General features: G+C 37.3%; 19 protein-coding genes and 4 pseudogenes. All 23 read left to right on the top strand.

What is annotated here, in order from left to right:
* The first annotated feature begins 14 nt into the window (after positions 1-14).
* The 23 genes and pseudogenes from glmM to STRIC_RS05370 all read left to right on the top strand — a co-directional run bounded on the left by glmM (position 15) and on the right by STRIC_RS05370 (position 20034).
* A complete protein-coding gene (gene glmM, locus STRIC_RS05265; protein ID WP_008089571.1) occupies positions 15-1367 on the top strand; it encodes a phosphoglucosamine mutase in 1353 nt (450 codons plus the stop codon).
* A 68-nt stretch (positions 1368-1435) separates the two neighbouring features.
* Positions 1436-1606, top strand: a complete 171-nt coding sequence (locus tag STRIC_RS12125; RefSeq protein ID WP_008088920.1) for a hypothetical protein — start codon at positions 1436-1438, stop codon at positions 1604-1606.
* Positions 1607-1671: 65 nt separating this feature from the next.
* Positions 1672-2776 (top strand): annotated as a pseudogene (locus STRIC_RS05275) (IS3 family transposase).
* An 87-nt stretch (positions 2777-2863) separates the two neighbouring features.
* Positions 2864-3265 (top strand): hypothetical protein, encoded by a 402-nt coding sequence (locus STRIC_RS05280; protein ID WP_008089057.1) that lies wholly within the window; start codon positions 2864-2866, stop codon positions 3263-3265.
* A gap of 60 nt (positions 3266-3325) precedes the next feature.
* On the top strand, positions 3326-4456 hold the full coding sequence (gene hemW / locus STRIC_RS05285) for a radical SAM family heme chaperone HemW (protein ID WP_008089167.1): 1131 nt from the start codon (positions 3326-3328) through the stop codon (positions 4454-4456).
* A gap of 9 nt (positions 4457-4465) precedes the next feature.
* Positions 4466-5236: an acyl-ACP thioesterase domain-containing protein gene (locus STRIC_RS05290; RefSeq protein ID WP_008089475.1), complete on the top strand. Its 771-nt coding sequence runs from the start codon at positions 4466-4468 to the stop codon at positions 5234-5236.
* Positions 5215-5979: a TIGR01457 family HAD-type hydrolase gene (locus STRIC_RS05295; protein ID WP_008088668.1), complete on the top strand. Its 765-nt coding sequence runs from the start codon at positions 5215-5217 to the stop codon at positions 5977-5979. The genes STRIC_RS05290 and STRIC_RS05295 overlap by 22 nt, the downstream gene beginning before the upstream one ends.
* A complete protein-coding gene (locus STRIC_RS05300) occupies positions 5979-6614 on the top strand; it encodes a TIGR01906 family membrane protein (protein ID WP_040832192.1) in 636 nt (211 codons plus the stop codon). Before STRIC_RS05295 ends, STRIC_RS05300 begins: the two co-directional genes overlap by 1 nt.
* Before the next feature lie 62 nt (positions 6615-6676).
* Positions 6677-7093 carry a nucleoside-diphosphate kinase gene (ndk, locus tag STRIC_RS05305; protein ID WP_008089279.1) on the top strand — a complete coding sequence of 139 codons (417 nt, stop codon included), beginning with the start codon at positions 6677-6679 and terminating at the stop codon, positions 7091-7093.
* A gap of 121 nt (positions 7094-7214) precedes the next feature.
* Positions 7215-9050: a translation elongation factor 4 gene (lepA, locus tag STRIC_RS05310; protein WP_008088986.1), complete on the top strand. Its 1836-nt coding sequence runs from the start codon at positions 7215-7217 to the stop codon at positions 9048-9050.
* A 59-nt stretch (positions 9051-9109) separates the two neighbouring features.
* Positions 9110-9298 carry a hypothetical protein gene (locus tag STRIC_RS12130; protein WP_008089087.1) on the top strand — a complete coding sequence of 63 codons (189 nt, stop codon included), beginning with the start codon at positions 9110-9112 and terminating at the stop codon, positions 9296-9298.
* A gap of 52 nt (positions 9299-9350) precedes the next feature.
* A complete protein-coding gene (locus tag STRIC_RS05315) occupies positions 9351-9848 on the top strand; it encodes a hypothetical protein (RefSeq protein WP_162097585.1) in 498 nt (165 codons plus the stop codon).
* A 60-nt stretch (positions 9849-9908) separates the two neighbouring features.
* Positions 9909-10319 carry a peptide-methionine (R)-S-oxide reductase MsrB gene (gene msrB, locus STRIC_RS05320; RefSeq protein ID WP_234944203.1) on the top strand — a complete coding sequence of 137 codons (411 nt, stop codon included), beginning with the start codon at positions 9909-9911 and terminating at the stop codon, positions 10317-10319.
* Between the two features lie 9 nt (positions 10320-10328).
* Positions 10329-10982 carry an HD domain-containing protein gene (locus tag STRIC_RS05325; protein WP_008088780.1) on the top strand — a complete coding sequence of 218 codons (654 nt, stop codon included), beginning with the start codon at positions 10329-10331 and terminating at the stop codon, positions 10980-10982.
* Between the two features lie 251 nt (positions 10983-11233).
* On the top strand, positions 11234-12469 hold the full coding sequence (locus STRIC_RS05330) for a transglutaminase domain-containing protein (protein WP_008089535.1): 1236 nt from the start codon (positions 11234-11236) through the stop codon (positions 12467-12469).
* Positions 12470-12637: 168 nt separating this feature from the next.
* Positions 12638-13657 carry a YeiH family protein gene (locus tag STRIC_RS05335; RefSeq protein WP_008089463.1) on the top strand — a complete coding sequence of 340 codons (1020 nt, stop codon included), beginning with the start codon at positions 12638-12640 and terminating at the stop codon, positions 13655-13657.
* A gap of 188 nt (positions 13658-13845) precedes the next feature.
* Positions 13846-14271, top strand: a complete 426-nt coding sequence (locus STRIC_RS05340) for a PTS sugar transporter subunit IIA (RefSeq protein ID WP_008089334.1) — start codon at positions 13846-13848, stop codon at positions 14269-14271.
* Positions 14272-14283: 12 nt separating this feature from the next.
* A complete protein-coding gene (locus STRIC_RS05345) occupies positions 14284-14775 on the top strand; it encodes a PTS system mannose/fructose/N-acetylgalactosamine-transporter subunit IIB (RefSeq protein ID WP_008089530.1) in 492 nt (163 codons plus the stop codon).
* An 18-nt stretch (positions 14776-14793) separates the two neighbouring features.
* Positions 14794-15603, top strand: coding sequence for a PTS mannose/fructose/sorbose/N-acetylgalactosamine transporter subunit IIC (locus STRIC_RS05350; RefSeq protein WP_008089518.1), 810 nt, complete (start codon positions 14794-14796; stop codon positions 15601-15603).
* Positions 15600-16427 (top strand): annotated as a pseudogene (locus tag STRIC_RS05355) (PTS system mannose/fructose/sorbose family transporter subunit IID). Before STRIC_RS05350 ends, STRIC_RS05355 begins: the two are co-directional and overlap by 4 nt.
* A gap of 137 nt (positions 16428-16564) precedes the next feature.
* A pseudogene (locus STRIC_RS05360) lies at positions 16565-18198 on the top strand (sensor histidine kinase).
* A gap of 3 nt (positions 18199-18201) precedes the next feature.
* A pseudogene (locus tag STRIC_RS05365) lies at positions 18202-18981 on the top strand (response regulator transcription factor).
* A gap of 3 nt (positions 18982-18984) precedes the next feature.
* Positions 18985-20034, top strand: coding sequence for an extracellular solute-binding protein (locus STRIC_RS05370; protein WP_008089023.1), 1050 nt, complete (start codon positions 18985-18987; stop codon positions 20032-20034).
* Positions 20035-20094: the final 60 nt, after the last annotated feature.

Raw genomic sequence — 20094 nt, forward strand, 5'->3', positions numbered from 1 at the left:
GGCTTATATAAATTATGGGAAAATATTTTGGAACAGACGGCGTTCGGGGTGAAGCAAACGTTGAGCTGACGCCAGAGTTGGCATTTAAACTAGGCCGATTTGGTGGCTACGTTTTGAGCCAACATGAAACAGAAAGACCAAAGGTTTTTGTTGCGCGTGATACGCGTATCTCAGGAGAGTTATTAGAATCAGCTCTTATTGCTGGTTTATTGTCTGTTGGTATTGAAGTTTATAAATTAGATGTTCTTGCCACTCCAGGTGTTTCATATTTGGTACGAACTGAAAAAGCAAGCGCTGGAGTAATGATTTCTGCTAGTCACAATCCAGCCTTAGATAATGGCATCAAATTCTTTGGTAATGACGGCTTTAAATTGGCAGATGAACAAGAACTGGAGATTGAAGCTCTCTTAGATGCTCAAGAAGATAACCTGCCGCGTCCTAGTGCAGAAGGCTTAGGGACTTTGGTTGATTACCCAGAAGGACTTCGTAAATACGAAAAATTCTTAGTCGCAACTGGAATTGATTTAGAAGGAATGAAGGTTGCTCTTGATACAGCAAATGGAGCAGCTTCTGTATCTGCTCGAGACATCTTTTTGGATTTAAATGCTGATATCTCAGTTATCGGAGAAAAGCCAAATGGTTTAAATATCAATGACGGTGTCGGATCAACCCATCCAGAACAATTGCAAGAATTGGTTAAAGAGTCTGGTTCTGATATCGGACTTGCCTTTGATGGTGATAGTGACCGATTAATTGCGGTTGATGAGAATGGTGACATTGTTGATGGTGATCGAATCATGTTTATTCTTGGGAAGTACCTTTCTGAAAAGGGACTCTTGGTAAAAAACACCATTGTTACAACTGTTATGTCAAACTTAGGTTTTCATAAAGCACTAGATGCATCTGGCATCAATAAAGAGATTACTGCAGTTGGTGACCGTTACGTAGTCGAAGAAATGCGTCGCTCAGGTTATAATCTGGGTGGTGAGCAATCTGGCCATGTTATTATCATGGATTATAACACAACGGGTGATGGACAACTAACAGCTATTCAGTTGACAAAAGTCATGAAAGAAACTGGAAAAAAACTGTCAGAGCTAGCGGCTCAAGTAACCATTTATCCCCAAAAATTAGTTAATATTCGTGTGGAAAATAGTATGAAGGACAAGGCAACTGAAGTCCCAGCTATTGCAGAAGTTATTGCTAAAATGGAAGCAGAGATGGACGGAAATGGTCGTATCTTAGTTCGTCCAAGCGGAACAGAACCATTGTTACGGGTGATGGCTGAAGCACCAACGGATGAAGCAGTCGATTATTATGTCGATACTATCGCTGATGTCGTTCGTGCTGAAATAGGAATTGATTAATTTAAAAAAGTGTCGTGCAAACGGCACTTTTAACTCGTTTAAGGCTTTAAAAGAAATGGGAAAAAATCATGGACAAAAAAGATAGCATCCAAAAGGTGGCAAAAGAGTTGGGTCCTGAGGCAGGTCGTTTTTATCAAAACATGATTGAGGACTTCCAAAAAGGCTATGCCGATTATGTTTTTCAAACTGATAAAATAGAAACTCAAGCTAGACGGCTTAAGCACTTGGGCAAAAGCTGAATAGGTTACACTAAACTAGACAGAATTTATAAAGTGTTCTACACTAAAGAAAATAGGAGAATATTATGTCTAGAAAAATACGTCGCCACTTCACCGATGACTTTAAGCAACAAATCGTTGACCTTCACAATGCAGGGATGAAACGAAGTGAGCTTATCAAAGAATATGAGTTAACCCCATCAACCTTCGATAAGTGGGTACGTCAGGCTAAAACAACTGGTTCCTTTAAAACTATTGATAATCTTACAGATGAGCAGCGTGAACTGATTGAACTCCGAAAGCGTAATAAAGAACTCGAAATGCAGTTAGATATCCTAAAGCAAGCGGCGGTGATTATGGCACGAAAAGAGAAGTAATCACTGCTAATAAAGACAAATATAGCATTTCAGCCATGTGTCGTTGGTTGAACATTCCTCGTTCTAGCTATTACTACAAGGCTGTTAAACCAGTCTCTGAAGCGGAACTTGAAGAAAATATCAAAGCTATTTTTCTCGAAAGTAAGGCCAGATACGGGGCTAGGAAAATCAAGAAATGTTTGGAAAATGAAGGCATCCAGCTGTCTCGTCGTCGGATTCGTCGCATCATGCACAAACTCAACTTAGTATCCGTTTATCAGAAAGCAGCCTTCAAGCCACATTCAAAAGGGAGAATGTGGCAGCTATTCCTAATCACTTAGCCAGACAATTTCATCAAGAAAAGCCTCTAAATGCTTTAGTAACAGACTTAACCTACGTTCGTGTCGGTAATAGCTGGGCTTATGTTTGCTTGATTATTGATCTCTTCAATCGTGAAATCATCGGTTTGTCAGTTGGTTGGCATAAGACCGCCGAATTGGTTAAACAAGCGATTCAGAGCATCCCTTACGCTCTGACCAAGGTCAAGATCTTCCATTCTGATCGTGGGAAGGAGTTTGATAATCAGCTGATTGATGACATGTTGGAAGCTTTTGGAATCAATCGTTCTCTAAGCCAAGCAGGCTGTCCCTATGACAATGCGGTAGCTGAGAGCACCTATCGCGCTTTCAAAATTGAATTTATTCATCAAGAAACCTTTCAGTCACTGGAAGAATTAATCCTTAAAACGAAAGATTATGTGCACTGGTGGAATTACCATCGCATTCATGGCAGTCTCAACTACCAGACACCCATGACATGGAGATTAATTGCTTAAAGAAAAAAGCACTTTATAAATGTTGTACAGAAAAGTGTTGCCTTTTCAAGCTTCCTTAGATTAGAAAAGAAGCCTTCTTACTACATCATGCCTTTAGCAAAAGAAATAAAAACCTCATCTTTACGAGCAAATTTTCCTATACACAGCTATGGCTTTGATTACTCAGAAACTGCTTCTGATATCACTTATCAGATGTTACGTAATGGTGTTAGGATAGCGCTCTTTTACTTCAAAGAAAATCATTCAAGTTTACAGTGTGAGTTGGCCTTGTCATCTTTTAATGTTAATAATGAAGAAGCTAACGTATGTAGACAAGTATTGGAAAGATTCCTTAAAGAAGTAAGCAGCCAAACACAAGTAGTCATCCAGCTTTTGAAAAAAGAGGCAGCATTTAAAGACCTCCTCACAGCATTAGGATTTACTCTGATACAAGATAGTAAAACTAGCGGTGAGATTGTTACAATGACAAAAGAAATCACTACCAAATAGGACTGAGAAAATTGAAATTAGGGACAAGGTATTTTAAAGGGAAAATGGTATAATAAGGTCATGTCAAAGAAACCTACATCAGCCTATGTGCATATTCCATTTTGTACTCAAATTTGTTATTACTGTGATTTTTCAAAAGTCTTTATCAAAAATCAACCTGTCGATGCCTATCTCGAGGCCTTGATTAAAGAATTCGACTCCTATCACATTAGGGATTTAAAAACGCTCTATATTGGTGGGGGAACACCAACCTCTATAACTGCTGAACAACTGGATTACCTTCTTTCTAACCTTCAAAAAAATCTTAATCTGGACATGCTAGAAGAGTTTACTATTGAAGCTAATCCTGGTGATTTAAGTGATGATAAGATTGAGGTGTTAAAAAAGTCAGCTGTCAATCGCATTTCCTTGGGTGTTCAGACCTTTAATGACAAGCACTTAAAGCAAATTGGGCGCAGTCATAATGAAGCTCAGATTTACGATACTATTCATAAACTCAAGGCTGCTGGATTCCACAATATATCAATTGATTTGATTTATGCCTTGCCAGGTCAAACCTTAGAAGAGGTCAAAGAAAATGTCTCTAAAGCTATTGCCTTGGATATCCCTCACCTTAGTCTCTATAGTTTGATTCTAGAGCACCACACGGTCTTCATGAATAAAATGCGTCGCGGTAAATTAAATCTGCCAACCGAAGACTTAGAAGCTGAGATGTTTGACTATATTATTGCTGAGATGGAAGCTCATGGCTTTGAACACTATGAAATTTCAAATTTCACTAAAAAAGGGTTTGAAAGTCGCCACAATCTCATGTACTGGAATAATGACGAGTATTTTGGATGTGGGGCGGGTGCTTCTGGTTATTTAAATGGCGTACGCTATCGTAACCGAGTTCCGATACAACATTATCTTAAAACTGTTTCAGAAGGAAATGCAAGACTCAGTGAAGAATTTCTGACAACAGAAGAGATGATGGAAGAAGAGCTATTTCTAGGACTTCGTAAAAAAACGGGTGTTTCTGTTCAAAAATTTCAAGAACGTTTCGACATTTCTTTCCAAGAACGATACGGAAGTATCGTCAAGGATTTACAAGATCAAGGATTGCTAGCTAAAGATGATGCCTTTATCAGAATGACAAAAAGAGGACTCTTCTTAGGTGACTCAGTGGCGGAGAAATTTATTTTAAAATAGGAGATGATTATGGGCTTAACTTATAGTGAGGATTTCAAAGTTGACTTTGATTTTTGCGATCTTAAAGAGGATATCAAGTTACCACTTTTCTTGTCCTATTGTCTTTCAGTCTCAAGAAGACAGTCTCTTAGTTTAAATCGTAGCGATGATTATCTTCATAAGCACTGGGTCTTGAGTTGGATAGTGACTGATTATGACATCAGTATTAATCGCTTGCCTCATTTTAATGAAACCATTCGTATTGAAACGCAAGCTATTGCTTACAACCGATTATTTTGTTACCGTAAATTTCATATCTATGATCAGTCAGGAAACGTTTTGATGGATATTTTGGCATATTTTGCCCTCATGAATCCAATCACTCGAAGAGTTGCTCAAATACCAGATGACTTAGTGAGTCCTTATCAGGCACCATTAATCAAAAAAATGCCTCGCTCTCCAAAAATGAAGAAGCTTGAAAAATCTGTTATTCAGCTTTATAAGGTACGTTATTTTGATATTGATATGAATGGACATGTCAATAATAGTAAGTATTTGGATTGGATGTATGATGCTCTAGGTGATGACTTTCTTCAAAACCACAGACCAATCCATCTAACCTTGAAATACCTCAAAGAAGTCTCTGCTGGAGGTCAAATTAGCTCAGCCTATCACCTAGATGGCATGACCTCATATCATGACATATTGTCTGAGGGTCAATACCATGCCCAAGCCATGATTAAATGGCAAAAAATAGAAAAAGAAAGTGAGATTAACCATTGCCCTATAAAGGTTATTTAATTGATTTAGATGGAACTATTTACCAAGGGAAAAACCGTATCCCAGCCGGTGAGCGCTTTATTGAACGATTACAGAAACAACATATCCCTTATTTGTTGGTGACTAATAATACCACAAGAACGCCTGAAATGATCCAAGACATGCTTGCTAGCCAGTTTAATGTTCAGACTTCTCTTGAAAGTATTTATACAGCTACAATGGCAACGGTTGATTATATGAATGACATGAACCGTGGCAAGAGCATCTACGTTATCGGTGAATTGGGACTAAAGACAGCAATAGCAGAAGCAGGATATGTAGAAGATAAGCAAAATCCAGCTTACGTGGTAGTTGGCTTAGATAGTCAGGTAACCTATGAGATGCTAGCTATTGCCACTCTAGCTATTCAAAAGGGAGCTCTTTTTATTGGCACTAATCCCGATTTAAATATTCCTACTGAACGTGGCTTAATGCCTGGGGCAGGTTCTTTAAATGCCCTGCTAGAAGCAGCTACTCGTGTCAAACCGGTCTTTATTGGGAAACCAAACGCTATTATTATGAACAAAGCTTTGGAAGTCTTAGGAGTGGAGCGTTCGCAAACAGCTATGGTAGGAGATAATTACCTAACAGATATTATGGCAGGCATTCAAAATGATATTGCTACAATCTTGGTAACCACTGGATTTACCAGTCCAGAAGAAGTTCCCAACTTACCAATGCAGCCGGGTCATGTTTTAGCAAGCCTTGATGAGTGGGCGTTATGATGAAAGAAAAAGTTCTTCTTTTCATGACTTGGTTATGGCTCCTATCGGGAGCTGTTCTAGCAACTATTTATTTAGCTTGGCTAGCCTATCCTTTAGTGATAGACCATCTTAAGATTGATCAAGTGGTTTTGATGACACCAAAATCAATATGGTTTAATTTTAATACCTTAATGGTTTATTTAACGAATCCTTCTGTTTCAAAGTTACATTTGGCTAGCTTCTCATCGTCATTTGAAGGACTTAGTCACTTCAAAGATGTCAAATGGCTCTTTCGTTTTTGCCAATTGGTCTTTTTAAGTTTAAGTGTGCCTTCAGTTCGTTTTCTTAGGAGACAAAGGGGACAAGCAGACTCTTTTACCCTGAGAAGCTTTTTTTTGAAAGCAGCTCTTTTGCCAATACTCATCGCTTTTATGGCTCTTTTTATTGGATTCGACCAGTTTTTTATTCTCTTTCATCACATTCTTTTTGCAGGCAAGACGAATTGGACTTTTGATCCTTTAAGAGATCCTGTTATTTGGATATTGCCAGAAACCTTCTTTATGTATTGTTTCATTGCTTTTTTCATCATTTACGAAGTTTTCATGTGTGGGATTATTGTTACCAATGGTATAAAAAGACCACAAAAATCTTTCTAATCAAGATCAGCTAATGAATCTTTTATTCGTGTTATAATAAAAGAAAAGCAGTGAGGTATCTTATGGAACAGACCTTTTTTATGATTAAACCTGATGGGGTTAAGCGTGGTTTGGTAGGCGAGGTTCTTCGTCGTATTGAGCGTCGTGGTTTTGTTTTTGATAAGTTAGAATTACGGCAGGCTAGTCCGGAGCTACTAGCAAAGCATTATGAGGCTCTAGTGGATAAACCTTTTTATCCAGAATTGGAAAGTTACATGACTAGTGGACCAGTGCTTATCGGAGTTCTTTCTGGCAATTGTGTGGTCTCTTCTTGGCGTAGGATGATGGGAGTGACTAATCCCAAGGATGCTTTACCAGGTACTATACGAGGTGATTTTGCTCAGGCTCCCGGAGACGATGGAGGCATTTTAAATGTTGTTCACGGTTCAGATTCGAGGGACTCAGCTAGAAGAGAAATTGCCCTATGGTTTGGCCAATAAAGGCTTTCTATGACTAATGAAAGCAAGAGAAATTAGTTTTGGAAAGATAAGAAAAGATAGGCAAAGTCCTGTCTTTTTTGGTATAATTAAGCTTAAAGACTAAAATGTATAGGAATAAGTAATGAACAGTCAAGAATTAAGAAATCGTCAAGAGAAAATTCGTAATTTCTCTATTATTGCCCATATTGATCACGGTAAGTCTACCTTGGCAGACCGTATTTTGGAAAAAACAGAGACCGTTTCTAGTCGTGAAATGCAAGCCCAAATGCTTGATTCCATGGACCTAGAGCGTGAGCGTGGTATTACCATTAAGTTAAATGCTATCGAGCTTAATTATACGGCTAAAGATGGTGAGACTTATATTCTGCATTTGATTGATACCCCAGGACACGTGGATTTCACTTATGAAGTATCTCGCTCTTTAGCAGCCTGTGAAGGTGCGATTTTAGTTGTAGATGCCGCGCAAGGGATTGAAGCACAAACTCTAGCTAATGTTTATTTGGCATTAGATAATGATTTGGAGATCTTACCTGTTATTAATAAAATTGATTTGCCAGCAGCGGATCCTGAGCGTGTGCGTCAAGAAGTAGAAGATGTTATTGGATTAGATGCTTCTGAAGCTGTTTTAGCTTCTGCCAAAGCAGGGATTGGTATTGAAGAAATCCTTGAGCAAATTGTTGAGAAAGTACCAGCACCGTCTGGAGATGTTGATCAGCCTCTGCAAGCCTTGATTTTTGACTCAGTCTACGATGCCTACCGTGGTGTTATTTTGCAAGTTCGTGTGGTCAATGGGATTGTTAAACCCGGTGATACGATTCAGATGATGTCAAATGGCAAGACCTTTGATGTTACAGAAGTAGGGATTTTCACTCCCAAAGCTGTTGGCCGTGACTTTTTAGCAACAGGAGATGTTGGATACATTGCGGCTTCTATCAAGACCGTCGCAGATACACGTGTTGGTGATACCATTACTTTAGCCACAAATCCTGCAACAGAAGCTTTAGACGGTTACAAGCAAATGAACCCAATGGTCTTTGCAGGTCTTTATCCGATTGAGTCAAATAAATATAACGATTTGCGTGAAGCACTTGAGAAATTACAGTTGAATGATGCCAGTCTTCAGTTTGAACCTGAGACCTCTCAAGCCCTTGGTTTTGGTTTTCGTTGTGGTTTTTTAGGCCTACTCCATATGGATGTTATCCAAGAGCGTTTGGAGCGTGAGTTTAATATTGATTTGATTATGACGGCACCGTCGGTAGTTTATCACGTCCATACAACAGATGGTCAGATGATAGAAGTATCAAATCCGTCAGAGTTCCCTGATCCTACTAGAGTGGATACTATTGAGGAGCCTTACGTCAAAGCTCAAATTATGGTCCCTCAAGAATTTGTAGGAGCTGTTATGGAACTGTCCCAGCGTAAGCGTGGTGATTTTGTCACCATGGATTACATTGATGATAATCGTGTTAATGTGATTTACCAGATTCCACTAGCTGAAATTGTTTTTGATTTCTTTGATAAGTTGAAATCTTCTACGCGTGGTTATGCTAGCTTCGACTACGAAATTTCAGAGTACCGTAAGTCTCAATTGGTGAAAATGGATATCCTATTAAATGGTGATAAGGTTGATGCACTAAGCTTTATCGTCCATAAAGAATTTGCCTATGAACGTGGTAAAATTATCGTAGATAAGCTTAAGAAGATTATTCCTCGTCAGCAATTTGAAGTGCCGATTCAGGCTGCGATTGGTCAAAAAATTGTGGCTCGTTCAGATATTAAGGCCCTTCGTAAAAACGTTTTGGCTAAATGTTATGGAGGAGACGTTTCACGTAAACGTAAATTGCTTGAAAAACAAAAAGCTGGTAAAAAACGGATGAAATCCATTGGATCAGTAGAAGTACCACAAGAAGCTTTCTTAAGTGTTTTATCTATGGATGAAGAAAATAAGAAATCCTAAAACCTTAAAGCCAGACCAATTAGGTTTGGCTTTTCTCTTATTTTGGAAAGGAGAAGCAGGTGATACAGTGTTATTTTTTAGATGGTTTGGGTAGTAATGCTTATTACGTTTCTGAGTTAAGGAAGGATTTAGCAGCTCAACAGATAGAACTGGCTTATTTGCCTTTGCCAGGACATCCTAATGAAGAGAGCCATGATATAAGGGATTTAGAAGCATTTAAAGATTGGTTTCAAGAAAAAAATCAGTGACGATTGTATTTACTTAGCTGGCTTTTCCTTAGGAGCAGATTTGGCTCTTTATTTGGCTTCAGTATGCGGTCAAATCAAAAAATTAGTGTTATTAGATGGTGGTTTTTTAAAGGAAGAGGACTTACCTCCCAAAGAAAAGGAGCTAAAGGAAGCGAAGACTTATATGGCTTCAAAATATTACCCCAACCTTGATCAATTCTTAAGCACGGAATTCCAAAATCTTGACTTAGATTGGTCAGATAAAGAGAAAGCTATTGTGACATCTTTTAGAAATGAAGATGGTAAGGGCTTTTATCTAAACTTACATCACGAACAGGTTCTTTGGCTTTTGTCTTTGCGTCGCCAAGCTCTAGGTCTTTTTGAGTCCACTGATTTGACATGTGATACTTTAATGCTCATATCACAAGACATTAGCAAACTTTTTTCACAGAGTATCAAAAGTATTCAAGAGACACAGTCACTTCAGATTATTGAAGGGACAAGTCATCTTCTTTATTTGGAAAAACCTAAACTTCTAGCTCAAAAGATGGCTGATTTTTTGATAGAATAAGTGTACTATCAGAATTTTAAGGAGGCAATTATGGAAAGTTAAGAAGAATTAAAAAAACGCATTGGGGACTTAGCCTATGAAGTCACTCAACATGCTGCAACTGAGCGTGCATTTACTGGTCAATACGATGACTTTTTTGAAAAAGGGATCTATGTAGATATTGTCAGCGGAGAGGTTCTTTTTTCTTCTTTAGAAAAATTTAATTCTGGGTGTGGTTGGCCAGCCTTTTCAAAGCCAGTTGAAAATCGTATGGTAACTAATCATGATGACTCTTCTTATGGAATGCGTCGCGTTGAGGTTAAAAGTCGTGAAGCTGGTTCACATTTGGGCCATGTCTTTAACGATGGACCTAAAGAAGCTGGAGGTTTACGTTATTGTATCAACTCAGCAGCTTTACGCTTTATTCCCTATGATCAAATGGAAAAAGAAGGCTATGGCAAATGGTTATCACTGTTTGACAAAAAGGATTAGGTTATTCTTATGGATCATCGAAAGCAGTCCCTTCTCCTCAAAACAGAAGCATTGGTTAAAGAGCACTTATCATCAGAAGCCAGTGGACATGATTGGTGGCATGTGGTTCGCGTAAGGCATACCGCCAAAGAAATAGCGATTAGAGAAGGTGCGGATTCTTTTATTTGTCAAATGGCAGCCCTCTTACATGACATGATAGATGACAAACTTCAGGCTGATCCAGAGTTGGCTAAACAGCAGTTGCATGACTGGATGCTGACTATTGGACTTTCCTTAGACGAAACGAACCAAATTGAAACTATCATTGATACCATCTCTTTTAAAGGGGGTCATGGTTCAGAGTTAACAAGCTTAGAAGCCAAGGTTGTTCAAGATGCTGATCGCTTAGATGCTTTAGGGGCTATTGGAATCGCTCGCTGCATGGCTTATTCTGGTCATAAAGGACGTTTGATCCATGACCCTAATAGGTTACCACGAAAGCAAATGAGCTTTGAAGACTACCGAAATGGTAAAGATACGGCTATTATGCACTTTTATGAAAAGTTGTTGAAACTAAAAGATTTGATGACAACTGATTATGGTAAAGAAATGGACCAAAAAAGACATGACTTTTTAATCACTTATTTAGAAGAATTCTATGCTGAATGGGAAGGTAAGCGCTGAAAAGTCATTGCTAATAAGCTAAAGACAGGAACGTACTGTCTTAAAAGCTTCTGATAACCCATGTTTTTGAAAAAATCTCACTTTATCATGTAGTGAGATTTTTAGTTTTTGCTTAATATAAAAAAGTGCAATTATTTTTATCGCTATTTTTTATAATCTATTTATCATTTAAAATGGTATTTGCTTAATTTTTAATAAAGTCATATAATTTAGTTGGAGATTGATGGATAACAAAAAAGAGGAGAATACCTATGTCACATAAGTTACGTCGACTAGGTGGTACATTACTAGTATCATCTTGTTTATTGCTGGACTCCATGAGTGTTGCTGCTAATGAAGTGGATCAGCCTTCTATTGCTTTAACCTCAATGCTTGACCGTTCAGATTCAGACAATCAAAGCAATCAGTTTCAAACTCTTAACATTGAGACAGAACAATTACTAAGTCAAATATCTCAAGAAAGAGATGGCGAAACAGTAGCAGGGATTAAGATTGCTGTATTGGGAAATCAAGAAATTTTTACCGCCATGCCTTTTGACTTTGATAGAGATTTTTCTGATCACTTAGGTAGTGATTATCACAATAACTATCAATTTGTTAAGTTAAATAATAATTGGCTAAATGGTGGCGATACTGTCATTTTAATCAATAAAAATGACAGACTGATCAATAGTCTTGATGAATTTAATAGCATCGTAAGGCAGACCATTGAAGATTTTGATTTAAAGGGAAAACGTCTTTTTGCTACATTTGATTTAAATGAAAGCATCCCTTTGAAGCTCTTATTAGCAAATGCTTGTCTTTCAATAGGGCAAGTGTCTAATCAACAAACTATTGGAAATCAAGATTTTTATTCTAGAACCATTCGCATCATGAACTATGTGGAGGGCGTTGGTGCTGGATCAGTTAATTATGAAAATACTAATGCTGGATTAGATCGTTATTTAGCTAATGATGATAAAATTAAGGCTTTAATTGATCAATCTGGGGCAATGAAAGAACGCTCAGAGAAAGAAAAACTTCGTAAGTGGTGCCTATTTATCGCAAATAATTTTGAATATGATCAAGAAGCAGCTATGAGTATTGATAATAAAGCAGCTTATAATCGTGCTTCTGATATTTTTGCGATTACAGAAAGAGGCAAAGGAATCTGTGTTGGATACAGTGCTATCACAGCTAGAGCTCTTAATTTAATGGGAATAAAAGCCTATGTCGTTGGCGGGTTAAATGCTCATGGTATTCCACACCAAGTGACTCGTGTTAATTATGATGGTCAATGGTACTTCTTAGACACAACCAGCGCTAACCTACCTCATAGACGTCAACGAATTGATTATTTCGGGAGACCTTACCAGGCTTTTGACGTGAGTCAGCGTCAACCTCAATTCACCATGGAAATGGAGTATTCGAAAGCCTTTGAGGACGGGATGTCAAATAGCCAACCAAGTGAGTGGTTAGTGTATGGTAGCACGATGTCAGAAGAATAGCCCGATGAAGGTTGATTTGAAGTTTTAGATTTACAAATGTTACGTCTACATAAAAAAATAAAAAGCTTTCCCCAAAGGGGTTAGCTTTTTATTTTTTTTATGGTCATTTAGGCTAGTTTTACTTTCTTTTTCAAAAGTTTTATAATAGAAACGTAAAAAGGAGGTCTTATGTCAACCATTTTGAAGAAATTGCCAGGATTCTTGCTTTTTCTACTTTTAGCAATACCTGCCTGGTACCTAGGTCATTTATTTCCTATTATCGGTGCTCCAGTTATTGCTATTTTATTAGGTATGGTCTTGGCCATGTTTTATCAAAACCGTCAAAAAACAAATCAAGGAATTGCCTTTACATCCAAGTATATTTTACAATTGGCCGTTGTCTTATTAGGGTTTGGCCTTAATCTTAGCCAAGTCATGGCTGTTGGCTTACAATCATTACCAATTATCTTGTCCACCATCACTTGTGCGCTATTAATGGCATTTTTGGGAAAGAAGTACCTGAAGATTGACCGTGATACGGCTACTTTAGTAGGGGTTGGTTCATCCATTTGTGGAGGCTCTGCTATTGCAGAAACAGCTCCTGTTATTGATGCTAAAGATGAAGACATTGCAAAGGCTATTTCTGTTATTTTTTTATTTAATATTTTAGCAGCTCTTTTATTTCCAAGCTTAGGTCAGTGGTTAGGATTATCAAATGAAGGTTTCGCGATTTTCGCTGGAACGGCTGTTAACGATACGTCATCAGTTACAGCAACAGCAACAGCTTGGGATGCTCTTCATCAATCCAACACCTTAGATGGGGCAACTATTGTCAAATTAACCAGAACATTAGCTATTATTTCGATTACATTAGGACTTTCCGTCTATCAAGCCAAGCGTAACAAAAAAGAGAAACAATCAGAGTCTTTTAGTCTTATGAAAGCTATGCCAAGATTCATTATCTTTTTCTTATTAGCTTCCTTACTAACAACCCTCTTAGCAACAGCCGGGATATCCATGGCTTTTGTAGATCAATTGAAAGGTTTGTCTAAATTTTTCATTGTCATGGCTATGGCTGCGATTGGTCTAAATACGCAAGTAGTTAAGTTGATTAAAACTGGTGGTCAAGCCATTTTATTGGGGGCTATCTGTTGGATAAGCATCACCATGGTGAGTCTGGTCATGCAAAGTTTACTAGGAATGTGGTAAGTTACCAGCTCTCAGGAGAGGAGAAATATTGAGGAAACCTTAGGGTTTCCTTTTTTCTTTGTGTAGAATTGTCTACATATTGGATAGAATAGTCCACTTTACAAACGTTTTCATTTGATAAAATAAAGCTGTAATAAGGCCAGTGCTAAACTGGTTACGCCAAATTTTGCCCTTAATTGGAGGAAAAAATGAAACAAAAATTTCTCATTGGAAGTCATGGCAAGTTAGCCAGTGGCTTACAAAGCTCAATTGATATTTTAGCTGGCTGTGGTCAAGCTATTGAAACTATTGATGCCTATATTGATGATAGTGATTACACGACTCAAATCGATGCTTTCATTACAGGTGTTGCTAAGGATGAACAAGCCTTAATCTTCACCGATTTATTAGGTGGTAGTGTTAACCAAAAAATGTTAGCTGCTGTGATGGCAAGTGGTAAAGATAATATTTTCTTAATCTCAAATAGCAACTTAGCAACACTTTTATCTCTTATGTTTTTAAAACCAGAGGAAGCTATTACAAAAGAAGACATTATCACTACTATTAATGAATCACAAGTACAATTAGTCGCTACAGAAACTTCTGTAGACTCAGATGATGATTTTTTTAACTAAGGAGGAAAAAATATGATTACTCAAATTCGTGTTGATGACCGATTGATTCATGGTCAAGTAGCCGTTGTTTGGACAAAAGAACTGAATGCCCCATTACTTGTTGTGGCTAACGATGAAGCTGCTAAAAATGAAATTACACAAATGACCTTAAAAATGGCAGTGCCAAATGGTATGAAACTCTTGATTCGTTCTGTTGAAGATTCCATTAATTTATTCAACGACCCACGTGCTAAAGACAAACGTATTTTTGTTATTGTTAATTCTGTCACTGATGCTTGTCGCATTGCTAAAAATGTAAGCGATTTAGAAGCTGTCAATGTGGCTAATGTTGGTCACTTTGATAAATCAGATCCTGCCAGCAAAGTAAAATTAACTTCTAGCTTACTGTTGAACCCAGAAGAGTTAGAAGCTGCTAAAGAATTAGCTAGCCTTCCAAACCTAGATGTCTTTAATCAAGTCTTGCCATCTAATAGCAAAGTTAGCTTAAGTCAGTTAGTCAAATAATAAAGTGAGGTATCTTATATGTTAATGCCAGCAACAATGGCGGCTTTAGCTGTCTTGATTTGTTTTGGAGGAAATTATTTAACCGGCCAAAGTATGATGGAGCGTCCCTTAGTTGTGGGATTGGTGACAGGGTTATTACTTGGTGATATGAAAGTCGGTATCTTAATGGGAGCTTCTTTAGAGGCCCTCTTCTTAGGAAATGTTAACATTGGTGGAGTTATAGCAGCAGAGCCTGTAACAGCAACAGCTATGGCGACAACCTTTACTATCATTTCTAATATTGACCAAAAAGCAGCCATGACTTTAGCGGTTCCGATTGGTATGCTTGCAGCTTTTGTTGTAATGTTCTTGAAAAATGTCTTCATGAATATTTTTGCTCCTTGGGTAGATAAAGCAGCAGCTGAAAACAAACAAAATCAATTAGTTCTTCTTCACTATGGAACTTGGATTGTTTATTACCTTATCATCGCTTCTATTTCCTTTATTGGTATTCTAGTGGGAAGTGGACCGGTTAATGCTTTTGTGGAACATATCCCACAAAACTTGATGAATGGGTTGAGTGCTGCAGGTGGTCTCTTGCCAGCAGTTGGTTTTGCCATGCTGATGAAACTACTTTGGACTAACAAACTAGCAGTCTTTTATCTACTTGGTTTCGTCTTAACAGCTTATTTGAAATTGCCAGCAGTAGCAGTTGCTGCTCTTGGTGCTGTGATTTGTGTGATCAGCTCACAAAGAGACTTAGAAATGGATGCTATTGGCAATGGACTAATTAGCAAACAAACTAAATTTGACTCTAAAGAATCAGAAGAGGAGGATTTCTTCGCATGACATCTCAAAAACAGTTGACTAAAGAAGAACGCAAAATGCTTCGCTCTGTCTTCTGGCGTTCATGGACCATGAATGCTAGTCGTACAGGTGCGACACAATATCACGCTATCGGGGTTATTTACACCTTACTACCAGTTATTAACCTCTTTTATAAAACTGATAAAGAAAAGGCAGATGCCTTAGTGAGACATACCACATGGTTTAACGCTACCATGCATATCAACAACTTCATCATGGGACTTGTGGCTTCTATGGAGAAGAAAAATAGTGAAGATCCTGAGTTTGACGCTAGTTCCATTACTGCGGTTAAAGCGTCCTTGATGGGACCTATCTCAGGTGTTGGTGATTCTTTCTTCTGGGGTATCTTGCGTGTTATTGCTGCAGGTATTGGGATTTCACTAGCTAGCACTGGTTCAGCAATGGGAGCTGTTGTCTTCTTATTACTTTATAATATTCCAGCCTTTATTATTCACTACTATAGCTTATACGGTGGTTATTCTGTAGGAGCAGGATTCATCAAGAAATTATATGAATCAGGTGGTATTCGAATCGTCACTAAAACATCAAGTATGCTTGGTTTAATGATGGTTGGTTCCATGACTGCCTCAAACGTTAAGTTTAAAACCATCTTAACGGTTGCTGCAAAAGGTGCTAAAGAAGCAGCCTCTATTCAAGATTATTTAGACCAACTCTTTATTGGTATTGTGCCATTAGTGGTTACATTCACAGCTTTTTAGCTTCTTCGTAAAAAAGTAAATATTAACTGGATCATGTTTGGCATCATGTTCTTAGGGATTATCTTAGGCCTTCTTGGTATTTGCTAATCCATTCAGATAGAGATAAGTAAAACATTAGTCTCCTGTTTTGCTTATCTTTTTTCAATTCGTGCTATTCAGGATGGCATCTCGTTGACAGTTAGGCTTTGGCTTTTGGTATAATAAAGAAATAGAAAGGGTGGCTTATGGAAGAAAGATTTAAAAAACACTTACAAGAGGATATTTCTCATGACTTTTCACATCAGTCACTGATTTTGTCTCTTTTATTAATTGGCTTTTTTCTGATTTTCTCCTTAGCCCCTCAACAAATTGGCCTCTATCGTGATTCAAAGAGAGTCGAAGGACATTATCAGAAAATGCTCCACAAAAAAATCGTCTTCTAACTGAGCTAAACAAGAGTTTATTGACGTCATTTTTAAACCATCAGCTGAGTTCTGCTGATTTGAGCAAACAATACTATCATCTAAGAAATAGTTCGCAGATCCAAACTGAGCTCTTGATTTTTAGTCCAGAAAGTCAGCTTTTATTTGCAAGTAACCAACATTTGGGTAATTTTTTTAATCAGTCTGTTTACTTGTCGCAAATTATTCAAAAGAGTCAAGCTAAAGGGAAAATCATTAAAGTGATGATGACCAATGATGAAGAGCATTTTTTAGCTTTGATTAAGCCTATAAAAGTCAATCATGTGATTAAAGGCTATAGTTTGCTTTTGGCTAATGGAAAAGATTTTCTTAATCCTTCTCGTGATATTAATTCTGAGCTGATTATTGCTGATCGATTTGATAATAGTTTTACGTTTACGAGGCGAGATTTTATCAGTTCAACCTTAGATAAGGTGGACAGTGCTGAGTTAAATCATTATTTTATTTTTAAAGGCAATCGTGCTTTTGTTCATCGTCATTTAGTCTTAAGTCCTGGAATTTTTCTTCATATCTATCGTCCCTTAATTCCTATTCGTTTTGTTTTTTTATTTTCTATCATATCTTCAGTCACTATTTTTATGGTTTTAAATTGGAAATCTAAAGCCTTGGCAGACAAAATTGCTTCTAAAAATTCTCGTGCTATTCATCAAATAACAAAAGATATGACAGCGATTGTTAATCAAGAACAAACTAAAATTCAGTTAGACAGTCAAGATAAGTTTCAATATTTAGCTAATCAGATTAATCAAATGGTTGGGCAACTACAAGGTTTGCATGACAAGACCCTAGAGTTGGAAAAAGAAAAATTAATTTTTGAAAAAAGAATGCTAGAAGCACAGTTCAATCCTCATTTCCTTTATAATACTTTGGAAACTATTTTGATTACGAGTCATTACGATCCTGAGCTGACCGAAAAAATTGTGATCCGACTAACCAAACTCTTACGCTACAGTCTCAATGGTTCCTCTCAAGCTGTGTTACTAAAAGAAGATTTAACCATTTTAGAATCTCATTTATTAATCACAAAGGTAAGGTTTGAAGAATTAAGTTATACCATTCATTGTGATCCCATGCTTGAGACTCTGAGAATTCCAAAACTTTTCTTATTACCATTAGTTGAAAATAGCATCAAATACGGTTTTCGTTATCGACACGATGTGTCTATTCACATAGCCATTGTTAAAGAAGAAGAGTGGGTATATTTTAAGGTATCAGATAATGGGCCAGGTATTAGTAGCCAAAAAGAAAAAGAAATGCGCCTGATGATGTTATCTGACGACTCTCACCATGGTTTGGTTAATTCTTATCGTCGTCTCAAGCATCAATTTTCAGAAGTTGAGCTGATTTTTGATAAGAAGGAAGAGGAATTTTCTGTGATGTTTAAGATAAAGGAGTAATTCATGTACAAATTAGTCATTGTTGAAGATGAACACCTTATCCGCAAATGGCTCCATTATGCTATTGATTACAAGAGTTTAGGTATTTTGGTAGTAGGTGAAGCTAAAGATGGCAAAGAAGGAGCAGCTCTTATTAAAGAAACCCATCCAGATATTGTTTTGACAGATATTAATATGCCTATCATGACAGCTTTTGAGATGTTTGATGCGACCCAAGACTATTCTTATGCCAAAATTATTCTCTCTGGCTACGCAGATTTTCCAAATGCACGTTCAGCTTTGCACTATGGTGTTTTAGAATTTTTGACAAAACCGCTAGAAAAAGAGGTTCTTTATGATTGTTTAAAGACAATTATGGCTAGGTTGGACCAGCAAAGAAACAGAGGAATCAATGATTACAGCTATCTTTATTTGAAACTCCCCCAGATAACGGAGCAACTGCCAGAAACAGCTCAGGAAATGTTGCGCTTTATTCATGAGCATTATCATGAATAAATCATGATTGGTCAATTAGCTCATGAATTAGGTTATAGTGAAAGTTACCTCTATACTTTAACAAAGAAGCATTTAAATATGACTTTGAGCGATTACATTAATCAATATCGCATCAATCAAGCTATACAACTCATGATTAAAGAGCCAGATATGCTTGTTTATCAAATTGCAGAAGCTGTTGGCATTTATGATTATCGCTATTTTGATCGTGTTTTTAAAAAATATATGGGTCAAACCGTAAAATCCTTTAAAGAAGAGGTGCTTAATGAAGAGATTTTGGAGAAATAAGTGATGTCGCAAAAAATAATCAAGTTAATACTTATTTTCCTATCTATTTTGCTAGGAATATGGCTAACCTATATTAATGTTGCTAAAAAAAAGACAAGTCCTTCTTCAAAGGTGAGAGAATTGGTTATTCTAAGTCCAAACAGCCAAAGTATTCTCACGGGAACCATTCCTGCTTTTGAAGAAAAATATCATATTAAAGTAAGATTGGTTCAAGGAAGTACTGGTCAACTCATGCAATCTTTAGAAAGAAAGCATTCGCCCACACAGGCCGACCTATTCTTTGGTGGTAATTACAGTCAGTTTGAGAGTCACCGTCACTTATTTGATGCTTATCAATCTGTCAATATCAAGCACCTTATTGCGGACTATGTTCATCCTAGTGAAGTAGCTACGCCATATACCATTAATGGCAGTGTCCTGATTCTGAACAATGAATTAGCAAAAGATCTTTCGATTCAAGGCTATGATGACTTACTGCAGCCCGAACTGAGGGGAAAAATTGCTTTTGGTGATCCCAATAGCTCTTCCAGTGCCTTTGCTCAACTAACTAATATGCTCTTAGCTAAAGGAGATTACAAAAATCCCAAAGCATGGGACTATGTCAGAGCACTTCTTCAAAATATTAACGCCATCAAGTCCAGCAGTTCAGCAGATGACTATCAATCTGTAGCAGACGGTAAAATGATTGTAGGCTTAACCTATGAAGATCCCTGTGTCAATCTTCAAAAAAGTGGTGCCAATATCAGCATTGTCTACCCAAAAGAAGGAACTGTTTTTTTACCTTCCTCTATGGCTCTTATCAAAGGGTCGAAATCACCAAAGGATGCCAAAAAATTTATTGATTTTTTACTCTCTCTAGAAGTTCAAAATACCTTTGCCCAATCAACTACCAATCGACCGATCAGACAAGATGCTCAAACCAGCAGTGATATCAAAGCTCTAGACAGTATCAAAACGCTGACAGAAGATTATGATTATGTCAGCAAACATAAAAACGCGATTTTAGCTAAATACAATCAGCTGCGAAAAGAGTTAGATGAGCAAAAGGAGTAAGAAGAAACACTCAATCTATGGTATAATGAAGCGACTAAAGAACTGAAGAAAGATTCCTAA

Source organism: Streptococcus ictaluri 707-05 (assembly GCF_000188015.2).
GTDB classification, from domain to species: domain Bacteria; phylum Bacillota; class Bacilli; order Lactobacillales; family Streptococcaceae; genus Streptococcus; species Streptococcus ictaluri.

What these genes read in the sequence shown, in the direction of transcription:
- glmM (WP_008089571.1), top strand. Translation starts at nt 15, where the DNA reads ATGGGAAAATATTTTGGAACAGACGGCGTTCGGGGTGAAGCAAACGTT.
- STRIC_RS12125 (WP_008088920.1), top strand. Translation starts at nt 1,436, where the DNA reads ATGGACAAAAAAGATAGCATCCAAAAGGTGGCAAAAGAGTTGGGTCCT.
- STRIC_RS05280 (WP_008089057.1), top strand. Translation starts at nt 2,864, where the DNA reads ATGCCTTTAGCAAAAGAAATAAAAACCTCATCTTTACGAGCAAATTTT.
- hemW (WP_008089167.1), top strand. Translation starts at nt 3,326, where the DNA reads ATGTCAAAGAAACCTACATCAGCCTATGTGCATATTCCATTTTGTACT.
- STRIC_RS05290 (WP_008089475.1), top strand. Translation starts at nt 4,466, where the DNA reads ATGGGCTTAACTTATAGTGAGGATTTCAAAGTTGACTTTGATTTTTGC.
- STRIC_RS05300 (WP_040832192.1), top strand. Translation starts at nt 5,979, where the DNA reads ATGAAAGAAAAAGTTCTTCTTTTCATGACTTGGTTATGGCTCCTATCG.
- ndk (WP_008089279.1), top strand. Translation starts at nt 6,677, where the DNA reads ATGGAACAGACCTTTTTTATGATTAAACCTGATGGGGTTAAGCGTGGT.
- lepA (WP_008088986.1), top strand. Translation starts at nt 7,215, where the DNA reads ATGAACAGTCAAGAATTAAGAAATCGTCAAGAGAAAATTCGTAATTTC.
- STRIC_RS05325 (WP_008088780.1), top strand. Translation starts at nt 10,329, where the DNA reads ATGGATCATCGAAAGCAGTCCCTTCTCCTCAAAACAGAAGCATTGGTT.
- STRIC_RS05330 (WP_008089535.1), top strand. Translation starts at nt 11,234, where the DNA reads ATGTCACATAAGTTACGTCGACTAGGTGGTACATTACTAGTATCATCT.
- STRIC_RS05335 (WP_008089463.1), top strand. Translation starts at nt 12,638, where the DNA reads ATGTCAACCATTTTGAAGAAATTGCCAGGATTCTTGCTTTTTCTACTT.
- STRIC_RS05340 (WP_008089334.1), top strand. Translation starts at nt 13,846, where the DNA reads ATGAAACAAAAATTTCTCATTGGAAGTCATGGCAAGTTAGCCAGTGGC.
- STRIC_RS05345 (WP_008089530.1), top strand. Translation starts at nt 14,284, where the DNA reads ATGATTACTCAAATTCGTGTTGATGACCGATTGATTCATGGTCAAGTA.
- STRIC_RS05350 (WP_008089518.1), top strand. Translation starts at nt 14,794, where the DNA reads ATGTTAATGCCAGCAACAATGGCGGCTTTAGCTGTCTTGATTTGTTTT.
- STRIC_RS05370 (WP_008089023.1), top strand. Translation starts at nt 18,985, where the DNA reads ATGTCGCAAAAAATAATCAAGTTAATACTTATTTTCCTATCTATTTTG.